Below are 13,554 nucleotides of genomic sequence, written 5' to 3'. Positions count from 1 at the left end.
GATGGGCCCTCTCCTCGCACTGGCCTCAGCGGTCTGCTACGGCATCGTCGTCCCCCAGCTCTCGGCTTCGCTCGAGCCGGGAGGTGCCCCCACCACCGGCGGCCTGCTGTCCCGCCGCGCGCACTTCGCCGCCGTCACCTTCCTCGGCCAACTCGGCGGGCTGCTGCTCGCCACCACCGCGGCCCTGCTCCTCCCCGCCGACGCCGTACGGCCCGTCGACCTCCTGTGGGGCGCCCTCTCCGGGGTCGGAAGCGGCGCCGCCATGCACTTCCTCAACCGCGGCCTCAGCCACGGCTCGATGAGCGTCGTCGTGCCCGTCAGCGCCGTCACCGGGGTCGCCCTGTCCGTGGTGTGCGGGGTGCTTCTCGGCGACCGGCCGACCGCCGTGGCCTGGCTGGGGATCGCCCTCTCGGCGCCCGCGCTGTGGATGGTCTGCGGCGGCGGCAGGGACGACGGCGGGGGAGTCCCCGACGGGCTGCTGGCCAGCGCCGGGGTCGCGCTCCAGTACATCGCCCTCGCCCAGGCCGGTGCCGCCGGCGGACTGTGGCCGGTCGCCGCGGGCCGGGTGGCCGCCGTACTCGTCCTCCTGCCCGCGGCGGCACGGCACCCGCGCCGCCTGGTCCTGCTGCCCGTGCAGGCCGTTCAGGCGGTGCTCGTCGGCGCGGGCGCGGCCCTCGGGCTCATCCTGTATCTGCTCGCCGCCCAACGGCAGTTGCTGGCGGTCGCCGTCGTCCTCGCCTCGCTCTACCCGGCCCTTCCCGTGATCCTCGGGCTCGCTCTCCTGCACGACAGACTCAGCCGGAAGCAAGTCGTCGGCCTTCTCGGCGCCGGAGTTGCCACGGTCCTGCTGAGCCTGGGCTGAGGAGCCCCTCGCCGACTCAGCCCCAAGTCGCCGAGTAGTACCGCTGATACGCCTTGCGGTCCTGCTCCGAGCGGATGTACCGCGTCGCCACCAGCGCGAGCAGGCTGCCCCCGACGACCAGCAGACCTGGCCCGACGTTCCGGGTGTCCGTGAGCCGGGTCAGCAGCGGCGTGCCCTGCGCCTCCACCGCAGCCGAGGAACCGGGAGAAGCGGCACCGGGAGCGATCGAGCCCTGCGCGGAGGTGGCCGACGGCGCCGGCGAGGCCGCGCCGGCCCCGGCCGGGTTCGACACGATCAACTGCATGCCGACCTCCTTCAGCGCCTTCGTCACCGGCTCGAAGAACGTCGTCCCTCCCTGGGTGCAGTCACCGCTGCCGCCCGAGGTGATACCGAGCGCGATCCCCTCCGAGAACATCGGGCCACCGCTGTCCCCGGGCTCGGCGCACACGTTCGTCTCGATCAGACCGGTGACCGTGCCCTCCGGATAGTTCACCGTCGCGTTGACCGACGTCACCTGCCCGTCGCGCAGCCCGCTGGTGCTGCCGCTGCGGAACACCCGCTGCCCGATGGACGGATCGGCCGCCCCGGTGATCTGCACGCCCTTGCCGTTGCCGATGAACACGACACCGGCGCCGTCGCCCGCCTTCCCGTCGGCGTACTGCACCAGCGAGTAGTCGTTGCCCGGGAAGCTCTGGGTGACCGTCCTGCCCAGCTGGTTGGTGCCACCGGTGTCCGCGAACCAGATCGAACCGGTGGGACCGCAGTGCCCGGCGGTGAGGATGAAGTCGCTCTGACCGTTCGTCACGTTGAACCCCGCCGAACAGCGCCCGCCGGTCGACAGGATGGGCTGCGCCCCGTTCAGCCGGGGCGTGAAGGTGCCCTCGGTGCGCTGCATCTTCACGAACCCGCCGATGCCGTCCGCGACCTTCGTCATCGCGGCCCAGTCGGACGCCGAGACGGTGGTGTCGCCCTGCACCACCACCTGGTTGGTCCGGTAGTCCATGGACCAGGCGGTCCCGGCGACCCGGGGCGCCGAACGCAGCGTCCTCGCCGCCGACTTGAGCTCGTCCATGCTGTGCTCGACGACCTTGGCCGTGGCGCCCGCGCCACGCACCTCGGCGGCCGCCTTCTCGTCGGTCACCGCGACGACCGGCTTGCCGTCGGCACCGATCCAGGTGCCCGCCGTACGGGAGTCACCGAGCCGTGACACCAGATCCGCGCCCGTCTGCCCGGCCTCCATGGCGTAGGTGCGCGGCGCGGTGGTGGCGGGATTCTCGCTCGCGACGGCTCGCGTGACCATCGCACCTCCCAGGAGGAGTCCGCCGACGGCCGCCAGCCGTGTCACTCGCCGGACGACCCGTCGTCGTGCGTGCCTCATGCATGGCTCCCGAACCAGAACAAGCGGTGTCTGCACCGCGGGGCCCTCCGGTCGTTGAGCGCCCTCCTTACATACGTGGCCCGGGCCGGGCGCGTTCACGACAGCCGGTGATCCTGTGCCGCAGGAGTCGGCCGAGGCATCTCAACCAGCCACGCCCAGGCCCGTGTTGGCCGGTTTCCCACGCCTCCGGGCCCAGTCGGCCGCGTCGCCCCACACGGACTCCGCGCCGACGTACGGGCGCAGCAGAGCGGTGAGCCGCGCGTCACCGTGGCCGTTGAGCTCGCCGGAGGCCACTTTGCGGACGACCCTGGCGAGGATGATCGGCCGACTGCCCGCAGCTCGGCGAAGAGGCAGGCAGCGACGGCCGTCGGGAGCCGTACGTTTACGTGGGCGAACACCTCGGTGTTCCCGGCCAGGAGGTTCTCGCCGGCCGAGCCGGACTCGTCGCACCTGATCTCGCGCACCGGGCCTCCGCCGGTCGAAGGCGTTTGCCTAGACTTCCCGTCATGAACGACACGCCGCTGGACCGGCTGGGCACGGGCAAGTACCTGCTGCTCACGAGCTACCGCAAGAACGGCACCACCGTCGCCACCCCGGTGTGGGTGGTCCGCGACGGGGACACGCTCGGCGTGTGGACGGTCGCCGACTCCTGGAAGGTCAAGCGCATCCGGGCGCGCGGGGACGTCCTCGTCGGACCCTGCGACGCGCGCGGCAACCCCACCGGTGACCAGATCCCGGCCACCGCGGAGATCTGCGACGCCTCGACCACGGCCCGCTACCGGGAGCTCCTGGCCCGGAAGTACGGCATCCTCGGCCGGCTCACCCTCCTCGGCAGCAGACTGCGACGGGGGCTGGACGGGACGGTCGGTATCCGCGTGACGCTGTAAGGGAAATGCGGGGCCCGGGATGCCCGGACCCCGCACCGGAGGCGGTCGTACGAGGAGAGGCTCACGGCCCGTCGTACGACCTCGTGATCACGGCGTGTCGAGCACCGTCCCCGTCAGTACCGGCGTGTCGGGCAGCGGCTCGGCGTTGCGGTCGGTCAGCGCGAGGCGCATCGACTCGGTGGGCTCGGCCACCTGGTCCCGGACGGTCGGCACGACGAAGTCCACGCTGGTGCTCCCCCGAGGGATGTTCATCCAGACCCACAGGTTCGCGTCGGACAGCGGCCGCTCGGGGTCGGGTACGTCACCGGACCAGTCCTGGAGCCACTGCGGGTCCACGTCCTTGGTGGACAGTTCGGTGCCCTCGGTGACCGGCTGCACCCGCACCGGCGCCCAGATGTCCACCACCGAGGGCGCCTCGATCGACAGCCGCCAGGTCAGCGTCTCTCCCTCGGTCACCCGGTCGGCGACCGGCGACAGGGTGATCAGCGGCTCGGGGTCGTCGTTCTCGACGGTGATCCCGCCCCGGTGGTTGCCGACGACGGCGCCCCGTACGGCCTTGACCGCGATGTCGTGCCGTACGTCCTCGCCGTAGACCGTGTCGCCCTTCACCTCGACCGGCACGTCGATCGCGTGGCTGCCCGGTCGTACCGTCACCAGCCTGCTCTCGGCCCGGCCGCTGTCCGGCTCGATGACGTACACGCGGACCTGGCCGCTGCCGTGCCCGGAGATCTTGACCGGGACCCGGTAGGTGCGGGTGCCCGAGTCGCCCTCCTTGACGGTCGTGCGGCCCACGTCGACGCGGGACAGTGCGGCGGCCTTGACCGCGGGAGTGCCCGGCGCCCAGCCCCAGGCGTCCATCAGCCAGGCCCGCCCGGACCGCGAACGGGGCGTCAGCTCAAGGGACTTGACGTGCCGGAGATCGAGTCCGGCCCGGGTCGCCGCCGTCAGCGGAACCCGCAGTTCCTGGGCCCAGTAGGAGGCGGTGTTCTCGGAGCCCGGCAGGCCCGCCATCTCGACCCGGCCCAGCGTCACCCGGCGGTTCGAGGAGTCGGTCACGGACACGTCGAACTTCGTGCCGGTCGTGTTGGGCGGTACGAAGACCCGCAGCGCGAGCTTCTGCGAACCCCGGAGCGAGAGCGGCTTGGCAGGGGCGACGCGCGCGGCCGTGCCCGGCGCGGACCACTTCAGGTCCACCGCGCTGCGGCCGGTCTCCTTCTCCGTCTCCCACCACGCGAAGTGCGGGGACGAGCCGGGGGTTTCGGGGTCCAGACAGGCCACGGCCGGGTCCGGGTCGATCGCCGAGCACAGCCGGGCACCGGTCACCTTCACCCCGCCGTCCGGAAGGAAGCCGCCGCTGCGGCGACCGCCGACCGCGTGGGTCAGCACCCGGGCGGGGTCCGCGGAGGGGGCCCGCTTGCCGGAACCGTCGAGCAGCGGACGCACCCGGTCGTCACCGGCGAGGAAGAGCCGGGCCGCCGCGGCGATGTAGGTGGAGCCCGCCTTGTGCTGCTGGGCGGCGGTCAGCCGGGTCGCGGCACCCGGGGTGCAGACCGGGTCAGGCTGCTCCTCGGGGTCGTTCCAGAAGTCGTCCTGGGCCGGCGCCTCGGCCTCGCCCGGGGTCCACTCGCTGTTGAAGTAGTTGTGGTTGGCGCCGACCATGTAGACCGCGCTGTGCAGCGCGGTGCCCCGGCTGATGCCGCGGGTGCCGTCGACGAAGTCCTCACCCTGGAGGTCCGACACATCGCCGTCGCAGCCCGGCAGCAGCGTCACGGACGGCACGTCGGCGACCGGATTCTGGCCGAAGATCGTCGGTCCGATGAGTACCGTCCCGCGCACCTTCCAGCGCACCGGCCCCCGGTAGCCGTCCGCTGCGGTGGGCGGCGGGTAGAGACTGTCCATGGCGGCCCGGTTGACGCCCTCGCCCCCGCGCGAGTGGCCGACGAGCAGAACCCGGGAGAGGTCCGCCTTCGCTGCCTCGCGTACGGCGGCCGGGGCGGTGGAGCGGTGGGCGGTCCACTCGGCCCAGCGGGCGAGGTGCTGCCGTACCAGGGAGGAGCGTGCCTGTGCGCCGGCGTCGTCGGGCTCCCAGTCCTGGGCGTTGATGCCGTTCGCCGAGATCGACACGGTCACATAGCCCTGGGAGGCCAGGAGTTCCTGGTCGCGCAGATAGCCCTTGTCGCTGGGGATCGGCTTGTAGCCGTCCGCGCAGGGCCAGTCGATGTTCACGTCGTCCTCGCTGCCCGGCTTGTAGCAGGTCGCGTGACGGCCGTGCAGGAACAGTGCGAGCGGCCGGTTGCCGGTGGCACCCTTCGGCGCCACCACCTGGGCACGCATCTCGACCGGGGTGGCGAACCCCGGCAGGCGTACCGGGTCGAGGTCGTACTCGCCGGTGACCGTGCGGTACGAGCCGGGCTTCCCGGGATCGACGCCGTTGGCCGGTGCCTGCGCGGGGAGCCGCACCCCTCGTGGGGCGGACTCGCGCGGCTCGTCGGCCGCCGCGTCCAGACGGCGTCCCGCGGCGGTGACCTGCAGGTCCGTCAGGCCGTTGGACGCGGCCTCGTCGAGGGCGAGCCGGAAGGTCCGCCCGTCCTTCGCCGGCTTCGGCACTCCGAGCAGCCGGTTCCCGGTACGGAACTCGACGCGTGCGTCCCCCATGGGCACGGTCTTCGGCGCCCGCCAGACCAGCTCACGCGCGCCGCGTTCCCCGTCGATCCGCCAGCCCGGCGGAAGTCCGTTGTCGTCCGTCGCGCTCAACAGTCCCGCGTGGGGCGGCTGTTGAGCCTGTGCCAGTCCGGGCGAGCCCGCCAGGGCCGCCAGTACCGCCACGGCGGTCACACATATTCGCCGGGCACGGATCAATGCCTCTCTCCTCAAAACCCCGTGCGCAGACGTCCCGTCGGTCCCGGGCGCCTCTCGCGTCACATAGGACGGGGGAGCGGTGTCTGTGGGTTGTCTGTGCGGGGCGGCCGCTCGCGGACGAACGACGCGATCAAGCCAGCGAGTCAGAGAGCCAGCGAGTCAGAGAGCCAGAGAGGCACAGAGCCAGAGAGGTCGCGGGGACTAGCGGATCACCGCACGGGGGAAGCGCTTTCCATGAGCCGAACTCCCCACCTCCGCGCGGCCGTCGTCGGTACCGGCCACCGCGCCCAGCTGTTCACCCGGGCTCTCGCCGCCCGCCCCGGCCACCGCGTCGCCGTCCTGTGCGATCCCAGCCCCACCCGTATGGCCTTCCACAACCGGCTGCTCGCCGAGGCCGGCGAACCCTCCGCCGCCCAGTGGGAGCCCGAGCACTTCGCCGACCTGCTCGCCAAGGAGGACATCGGCGAGGTCGTCGTGACCACCGTCGACGCCGAACACGACCGCTACATCGTCCCGGCCCTGAAGGCGGGCTGCCGGGTGGTCACCGAGAAGCCGATGACCGTCGACGCGGACCGCTGCGCCCGCATCCTGGACACGGTCAGGGACACCGGCAACTCCCTCACGGTCGCCTTCAACTACCGCTTCAACCCCGTGCACGAGAAGGTCCGCGCCCTGCTCGCCGACGGCGCGATCGGCGAGGTCCTCTCCGTCCACTTCGAGTGGCTCCTCGACACCCGGCACGGCGCCGACTACTTCCGACGCTGGCACCGCGAGAAGCGGTACAGCGGCGGCCTGATGGTCCACAAGTCGAGCCACCACTTCGACCTGGTCAACTGGTGGCTCGCCGACGAGCCGCAGGACGTCTTCGGCTACGGGCGGCTCGGCTTCTACGGCCACGAGGCGGGCGAACGCCACGGCCTGCGCCGCGACTACACCCGGGCCCACGGCGCCGACCCGGCCGCCGACGACCCCTTCGCCCTCGATCTCGCGGCCGACGACACCCTGCGCGCCCTGTACCTGGACGCCGAGGACGACGACGGGTACGTCCGTGACCGCAACGTCTTCGACGGGCCCGTCACCATCGAGGACGACATGGCGCTCCTCGTCCGCTACACCCGGGGTGCGACGATGACCTACCACCTCACCGCCTACTCCCCGTGGGAGGGCTACCGGGTCATGTTCAACGGCAGCGCCGGCCGTCTCGAACTGGAGGTGGAGGAGAGCCGCTGGCAGGCGCCCCTGACCAGGATCACCTCGGCGAGCGGTGCGCTGCACGGGGACACCGCGGCCGACCACGCGGGCGGCGCGCGTCTGACCCTGCGGCCACTGTGGCAGCCCCCGGTCGACGTGCCGCTCGTCACCGCCCACGAGGCGCACGGCGGGGGAGACCCACGCATGCTGGACGCGCTCTTCGGGCCGGTGAACCCGGATGCGGGGCCCGTTCGTGCGGACACCGGTGCCGCGACCCACCCGACGGCCACCGAACGGGACGGTGCCCTGGCGCTGGGGGTGGGGCTGGCCGCCAACCGGTGCTTCGAGACGGGGCAGCCGGTGCGGGTGCGGGATCTGGTGCCGGGGGCGTGGTGGGGCGCCAAGTCCTCGCCGGCTGACCGGGGTTGATCCGGTGTCAGCTCCAGGCGCGGTAGGGCTCGTCGAGCAGCTGGAAGACGGGCTCACCGCGGACCGGGTCCTTGACCGTGGACATCCGCACCCGGTCACCGCTGTGGATGGCGGCGGGCGGACCGGTGACCCGGCCCCGGACCACGAAGCCCTCGGCCAGCTCGATCAGCGACACGTTGCGCGCGGCGGGGGTGTTGCGGTGGACCACGGTGGAGTGGCGGACCGTGCCGACCCCCTCGCTGCGCTCCGTGCGCAGGTCGCCGCCCTGGCAGACCGGACACAGCAGCCGGTGGTACATGGCGGTGGCGCACCAGGTGCAGCGCTGGAAGAGGATCCCCTCCGTGGGCGTACCGACGGGATCGAGGAGGCTCGTCGCGGAGCCGCCTGCCGGACGGGCCATGCTGCCTGAGTGGTGGTACACGCTGGTCAACTCCCTGCGCTCGGCCGGAATCCCCCGTGCGCGGAGCACCGTGCACGGACGTGCCCGGTTCCCTGTGCCACCGTGCACGCCGTCAGCGTATGGCACTCAGTGCCAGGAGTAAAGGTACTCGGTACCCCAAAATCGAGCAGGACCGCTCAGTCGCCGTCCAGGGTGGACTCGATCTCCTGGACCACCCGCCACAGCGGGGCGCCACGGCGGGAGACGATCACCACCACGTCCTCGGGCTGCTCCTCGGCGAACGGGGCTGGAGCCGCCCCGAACGCGGCCTGCACGTAGTTGAGCGCGTGCTCCACCTCCGCCTCGGCGTCGCCCTGGCCGTCCGAGCGCAGCCAGGAGCGCAGGGCGTTGTTGTGCGCCGCGGCCACGGCGGCGGCGATCACGTCGGCCCGGAGCGTCCCGTCGTGCAGCCCCTTCAGGCGCCCGCGCAGATACTCCGCGAAGGAGCGCTCGTAACGCCACACCACGGAGAGCTCGTAGGCGCGCAGGCCGGGAACCTGCTTGGTGAGCCGGTAGCGCTGCACGGAGAAGGTCGGGTTCTCGGTGTACATCCGCAGGACCAGCCGCACCGCCTCGCAGACCCGTTCGAGCGGGTCGCACCCCGGGTCGCTCGCGGCCAGGAAGGCCGTCATGTCGGCCAGGCAGCGCTCGTGGTCGGGGAAGACCACGTCCTCCTTGGAGGGGAAGTACCGGAAGAACGAACGGCGGCCGACTCCGGCGAGCGCGACGATGTCGTCGACGGTGGTCTGCTCGTAACCCCGTTCCAGGAACAGCTGGAAGGCGGCCGCGACCAGCGCGTCCCGCATGGGGGGCTTAGTGGAGCTCATGGTCGCGAACGTAGCACCTGAACCACTCCGATGGCACTGGGTGCAGCCTTGTGAGGGAACTGAGTGCAGTTCTTCATGTTGTCCGCTCGGCGTCCCGCCGCGTACTGCGACGAGGACATCTTCCTCACCTCGCGCGTGCGGGCGGACTTCGGCCTCGCCCTGTGGCTGCCCATCATGGACCACTACGTGCCCCCTCGACACCGGCGTGGCGGCATCCGCACCCTTCAGGCGCTGAACTCCCGGGCCCGCGCCCCCGTATCACTCCCCGGGGGCCGGCGCAGACCCGTGTGCACGGGGACGGAAGGAGACGAGGATGCCCACACCGTCCGACCGAGGGGTGCCGCCGGACGGGCCGCCCATCGAGCCCATCCGAGTACTGCGCCCGCGCCGCACCGACGCGCTCGCGGAACTGCTCAGGGACCTGCCGCCCCGGGGCGCCGTCGGCTACGAGTCCATCGCCCTGCCCGGCCCGCCGTCCGGAACCGAGGACGCGACCCAGGAACTGCCGCCCGTCAGGGACAGGGACAGGGACAGGAACGGGGGCCGGGACCGTACCCGCCCCCGGGACGTCTCCCGCGGACGGGTGCCGGGGCTGCGCCGCACCGCGATCGCGGCGGCCGTCACCGCGGCCGCGGTGATCGGCTTCGGCAGTGCCCTCCTGCTCGCCGGACGCGGCGAGAGCACCGCCGAAGCCGCCCCCCGGCCGACCGCGACGGCCTCGGAGGCCGCCCCCACACCCGCCCCGACCGCCTCCGGCGCCCCCGATCCCGACGGCGCCGGCACCCTCCGCGAGGGGGACAGCGGCCCCGAGGTGACCGACCTGCAGGAACGCCTGCTGCGCATCCCGGACGTCTATGCCCAGGGCTCCACCGCCGGCACCTATGACGCGGCGCTGACCGCCGCCGTGGCCCGCTTCCAGCTCTGGTACGGCATCCGCGGCGACGAGGACGGCGTGTACGGCGACGACACACGTCGCGACCTGGAGTCCCGCACGGGCGGCGGCTGATCGCGGAGGATGGCGGGCATGGACGCCTTCATCGACCGCCTCGACCCCGACATGTGCGTCGTGACCGCCACCGCGGACGGCGAGCGCGCCGGCTGCCTGGTCGGATTCGCCTCCCAGTGCTCGATCGAACCCGTGCGGTACGTGGTGTGGCTGTCGAAGGCCAACCACACCTACCGGGTGGCGGCTACCGCGGAACGGCTCGCCGTGCATCTTCTCAACCGCGAACAGCACGGTCTTGCCGAGCTGTTCGGCGGGGAGACCGGCGACCGGACGGACAAGTTCACCCGGGCCCGCTGGCGGGAGGAGGCCGGCGGGGCCGTCGTACTGGAGGACGCGGTGGCCTGGTTCGTCGGCACGGTCGTGCAGCGGACCGACGGCGGTGACCACGTCGGGTTCGTCCTGCGACCGGAGGCCTGGGGCGAGCGCGAGGACGCCGGGGGCGGACCACTGCTGCGGCTCTCCGACGCGGTCTCCATCCGGCCCGGTCACCCGGCGGACTGACCCCGGGCGGAGGCACCGCCCGTGGTCCGGCGGCTCACTCCGGTTCGGACGGCAACCGGATGTCCAGGACGCAGACGTCGTCGCGTCGTTCGACCTCCAGCACCGACGTCAGCAGCGGCACCAGGGAGCCGGGCCCGTCCGTGTGGTGGGCGGCGACGGCGGCGGCGAGCCGGTCCAGACCGTGGTCGATGCCCTCGGAGGGCCGCTCGACCAGGCCGTCCGTGTAGAGGAGGATCCGGTCGCCCGGTTCCAGGACGCAGCGCGCCTCCTCGAATTCCGGGGTGGCGCAGGCCCCGAGCAGCATGCCGGCCGGCCGGTCGAGGTAGCGCACCTCACCGCCGCGCACCAGCAGGGGCGGCGGATGACCGGCCTGGGCCCAGACCAGGCAGCGCTCGCCCGGGTCGTAGCGGGCCAGCACCATCGTGGCGGTGCCGTGGGAGTCGCGTGAGTGCAGCAGCAGGGTGTTGAGGCGGGCGAGCGCCCCCGTCAGCGACGAGCCCGTGATGACCATGCCCTTGGCGGTGAAGCGCAGTTGGGCCATGGTGGCCACGGCGTCGATGCCGTGCCCGGCGACGTCGCCGACGACGAACAGGGCGTCACCGTCGGGCAGTTCGATGGCGCTGAACCAGTCGCCGCCGACATGGATCCCCGACTGGGCGGGCAGATAGACCACTTCGACGCGCATCCCGGCGAGGCCGACAGGGCGGGTGGGCAGCGGAAGCAGTGCGTGCTGGAGCCGGGCGGCCAGGTTGCGCTCCGCACGCAGCACACCGTGCTGGGTCATGATCGCCTGCTCGCTCTCGACGAGGGCGAGTTCGGCGCTGCGCTGCGCGGTGAGGTCCTGGACGAAGCCGTGCACTTCGACGGGCCGGTCCTCGGTGTCCGTCACCACCTCGGCGACCATCCGCACGTGGCGGACCTCGGACCCGGACCGGACCCGGAACGGTACGTCGAACTGCCGCCCCGTGCGCACGAGTTCGCGCACCGTCCGGGCCAGCAGGGGGGCGTCCTCGGGCAGCGCGAGTTCGGGCAGGTCGGCGAGGCGGACCGGCCCGAGGGCGGGATCGCGGTTCAGGACGAGGAAGGCCTGGGAGGACCAACTGCCCTCGTCGGTGACCAGGTTCCAGTTCGCCCAGCCCAGGTTGCCCAGCCGCTGCACGTCCGCGAGGCGCTGCTCCTGCCGGTCGGAGGAGTCGTGCCGGACCCAGGTGACGACCAGGGCGCCGCCCAGCCGGGCCGAGTGGATCGCGTACGTGGACAGTTCGGCGGTGCCGTCCACGACCTCCTGGTAGGCGAACGGCTCGCCCTCGAAGGGCTCTCCCGTGGCCAGCGTGCGCAGGCAGCCGTGCCACACGGCCTCGTCCGCCATGCTCGGGAAGCACTCCAGGATCCGCCGGCCCAGAAGTTGCCTGCCGCTGCGGCCCACGACGTCGACCGCCTCCTCGGTGGCGGCGTCGATCCGGTAGTCCTCGACCTCGCCCGAGGGGCCGCGCAGGGGCGTCAGCAGCATCGCCGAGCCCGGCAGCGAGTCGAAGACGGGCTGTGCGGTGGCGGCCGCGGCACCGGCGCCGTGCTCCGGTCGGGCTCCGTAGGACCGCAGCCAGCCGGCGCACAGCCGGGCGACGGCCCTCAGGAGCTGCCGGGCCTGCGGTGGGAACGGCCCGCCGCGTGTGCGCAGGATCCCGATGCAGACCTCGGCCCCGTCGCCGGTCGACACCGGCAGCCAGGCACGGGACAACCAGCGCTCCGGCGGGTCCCCGATGAGCAGATACCGCTGCCGGTCCGTCGTGAAGTCCTCCAGCCACCGGGGCTCGCGCGCCCGGAGCGCCTCCAGCGCGGTGATGCCGCTCAGCGGAGGAACCTGGGCCCACTGGTCGGCCAGGGTGTCGTCGACACCGGCGTGACCGATCAGTTCGAGTCCCCCCGCCGGCATGGTCCGGAAGAGGAGGAGGGCGTCGGCGTCCACGTCGCCCGCGAGTTCGTCCAGGAGACAGCGGGCCAGGTCGTGGGGTGTGACGACGTGCACGAGGGCCTTGCCGAGCCGGCCGAGGGCGGTGAAGCCGTCGTCCGGGACGCGAACCTCCCGGTCGGCGGGTTCGGCGGCGCCTGCCACCGGGGACCGCGGACCGGCGGGTCCGGGGACCGCGGACAGCGGAGCGCCGGACAGGTCGTCGCCGCGGTAGTCGGGCTCGGGAGGAGCGCCGGGCAGCGGGGGCACCAGGGCGGCGAAGGTGAGCCAGCACTCCTCCAGCAGGGTGCGGTCGGCCGCCTTGGCCCGCTGGAGCAGTTCCTCGCCTGCGGCGTCCGGGGTGCACCCGGTGAGCGCCATGAGAGCGCCCTTGGCCCGCTCCACCACCGCCGAGGTGGCGGCGTGGTCCCGGAGCCGGTCCATCTCCGCACGTTGTCTGGCCACGACCTTGGCCAGGGCGGCCGTGTCGGGCGCGGTGCCGGCGTGCGAAGCGCCGGCGGGCTCGCTCGTCACGCGTTGAGCATCGCACATGTGGCAGGGATCGATCGCGCTCTTGTGCACACGCATCCCACACGGTGACCCCGCGGGTTGACGCGTCCGGCTCGCGCCCCGCTCAGTGGTCGGCCACCGGGTACAGCCACCTCCGCAACAACCGGCTCAGCAACGGCATCACCAGATACGTCAGCACCGGCAGCAGCACGACCGGGAACACCGCCGCCCGCAGAGGCAGGGGCCAGGCGGCCGTGCGGGGCGCCACCAGCCACTGGATCAGCAGCGTGCACGGAAAGGCACCGAGGAACGTGGTGAGCACCATCTTCCAGCGGACCGGGGGCCGGACGGTGGTGCCGGGCAGGCTGAACCAGGTCTCGAGACCGGTGGTCGACTGCCGTTCGCCGCCGAGCTCGGTGGCGATGTCCTCGATCCGCGCGTGCCAGTCGGCCCGCTCCCGGGACTCCAGCCAGGCGGTGAGCCGGTGCGCGTCGGACCAGCGCAGCACCGCGTGGAAGCGGTGGCCGTCCTCGGGACGGAGCCAGGAGACGCCCTCGTTGCCGGGGAACCGTCTGGCGCAGCGGGTGATCCCGCGCGTCCAGCGCTCGAACTCCCGCTCCCGGCCTGGACGCACCTCCCAGGTGAGAACCGTGGTGACCGGATCGCCGCGCCGTACTTCGGTGGTGCTCATGCTCACCACGGGTCCCACGTAAGGCG

General features: G+C 72.7%; 12 protein-coding genes. 5 read left to right on the top strand and 7 right to left on the bottom strand.

Annotated elements, in window-relative coordinates:
• The first annotated feature begins 1 nt into the window (after position 1).
• Positions 2 to 862: an EamA family transporter gene (locus AB0D34_RS21985; RefSeq protein WP_362663830.1), complete on the top strand. Its 861-nt coding sequence runs from the start codon at positions 2 to 4 to the stop codon at positions 860 to 862.
• A gap of 16 nt (positions 863 to 878) precedes the next feature.
• Here AB0D34_RS21985 and AB0D34_RS21980 read toward each other — a convergent pair whose 3' ends face one another.
• Positions 879 to 2,240 (bottom strand): S1 family peptidase, encoded by a 1,362-nt coding sequence (locus AB0D34_RS21980; RefSeq protein WP_362663828.1) that lies wholly within the window; start codon positions 2,238 to 2,240, stop codon positions 879 to 881.
• 141 nt (positions 2,241 to 2,381) lie between these two features.
• Entirely contained in the window at positions 2,382 to 2,534 is a 153-nt protein-coding gene (locus AB0D34_RS21975; protein WP_362663826.1) for a hypothetical protein, read from the bottom strand.
• 212 nt (positions 2,535 to 2,746) lie between these two features.
• On the opposite strand from AB0D34_RS21975, the gene AB0D34_RS21970 reads away from it, so the two are divergent.
• Complete coding sequence (locus AB0D34_RS21970; RefSeq protein WP_362663824.1) at positions 2,747 to 3,127, top strand: PPOX class F420-dependent oxidoreductase; 381 nt, start codon at positions 2,747 to 2,749, stop codon at positions 3,125 to 3,127.
• 87 nt (positions 3,128 to 3,214) lie between these two features.
• On the opposite strand, the gene AB0D34_RS21965 is transcribed toward AB0D34_RS21970, so the two are convergent.
• Positions 3,215 to 5,962 (bottom strand): hypothetical protein, encoded by a 2,748-nt coding sequence (locus AB0D34_RS21965; protein WP_362663822.1) that lies wholly within the window; start codon positions 5,960 to 5,962, stop codon positions 3,215 to 3,217.
• A 258-nt stretch (positions 5,963 to 6,220) separates the two neighbouring features.
• Here AB0D34_RS21965 and AB0D34_RS21960 point away from each other — a divergent pair, with 258 nt between their 5' ends.
• Positions 6,221 to 7,606, top strand: a complete 1,386-nt coding sequence (locus tag AB0D34_RS21960; protein WP_362663820.1) for a Gfo/Idh/MocA family oxidoreductase — start codon at positions 6,221 to 6,223, stop codon at positions 7,604 to 7,606.
• Between the two features lie 7 nt (positions 7,607 to 7,613).
• Here the strand turns inward: AB0D34_RS21960 and AB0D34_RS21955 are convergent, their stop codons facing one another.
• Both AB0D34_RS21955 and AB0D34_RS21950 read right to left on the bottom strand, forming a co-directional pair.
• A complete protein-coding gene (locus AB0D34_RS21955) occupies positions 7,614 to 8,027 on the bottom strand; it encodes an OB-fold domain-containing protein (protein WP_362663818.1) in 414 nt (137 codons plus the stop codon).
• A 155-nt stretch (positions 8,028 to 8,182) separates the two neighbouring features.
• On the bottom strand, positions 8,183 to 8,851 hold the full coding sequence (locus AB0D34_RS21950) for a TetR family transcriptional regulator (RefSeq protein WP_362664152.1): 669 nt from the start codon (positions 8,849 to 8,851) through the stop codon (positions 8,183 to 8,185).
• A gap of 334 nt (positions 8,852 to 9,185) precedes the next feature.
• Here AB0D34_RS21950 and AB0D34_RS21945 point away from each other — a divergent pair, with 334 nt between their 5' ends.
• On the top strand, positions 9,186 to 9,878 hold the full coding sequence (locus tag AB0D34_RS21945; protein WP_362663816.1) for a peptidoglycan-binding protein: 693 nt from the start codon (positions 9,186 to 9,188) through the stop codon (positions 9,876 to 9,878).
• A gap of 9 nt (positions 9,879 to 9,887) precedes the next feature.
• Positions 9,888 to 10,379 (top strand): flavin reductase family protein, encoded by a 492-nt coding sequence (locus AB0D34_RS21940; protein WP_362663814.1) that lies wholly within the window; start codon positions 9,888 to 9,890, stop codon positions 10,377 to 10,379.
• A gap of 34 nt (positions 10,380 to 10,413) precedes the next feature.
• On the opposite strand, the gene AB0D34_RS21935 is transcribed toward AB0D34_RS21940, so the two are convergent.
• Both AB0D34_RS21935 and AB0D34_RS21930 read right to left on the bottom strand, forming a co-directional pair.
• Complete coding sequence (locus AB0D34_RS21935; protein ID WP_362664150.1) at positions 10,414 to 12,771, bottom strand: SpoIIE family protein phosphatase; 2,358 nt, start codon at positions 12,769 to 12,771, stop codon at positions 10,414 to 10,416.
• Positions 12,772 to 12,961: 190 nt separating this feature from the next.
• Positions 12,962 to 13,528, bottom strand: coding sequence for an antibiotic biosynthesis monooxygenase (locus AB0D34_RS21930; protein ID WP_362663812.1), 567 nt, complete (start codon positions 13,526 to 13,528; stop codon positions 12,962 to 12,964).
• Between the last annotated feature and the right edge of the window lie 26 nt (positions 13,529 to 13,554).

It is taken from the genome of Streptomyces sp. NPDC048420 (genome assembly GCF_040651535.1).
Taxonomy (GTDB): domain Bacteria; phylum Actinomycetota; class Actinomycetes; order Streptomycetales; family Streptomycetaceae; genus Streptomyces.
This window is presented reverse-complemented; position numbering and strand designations above follow the sequence as displayed.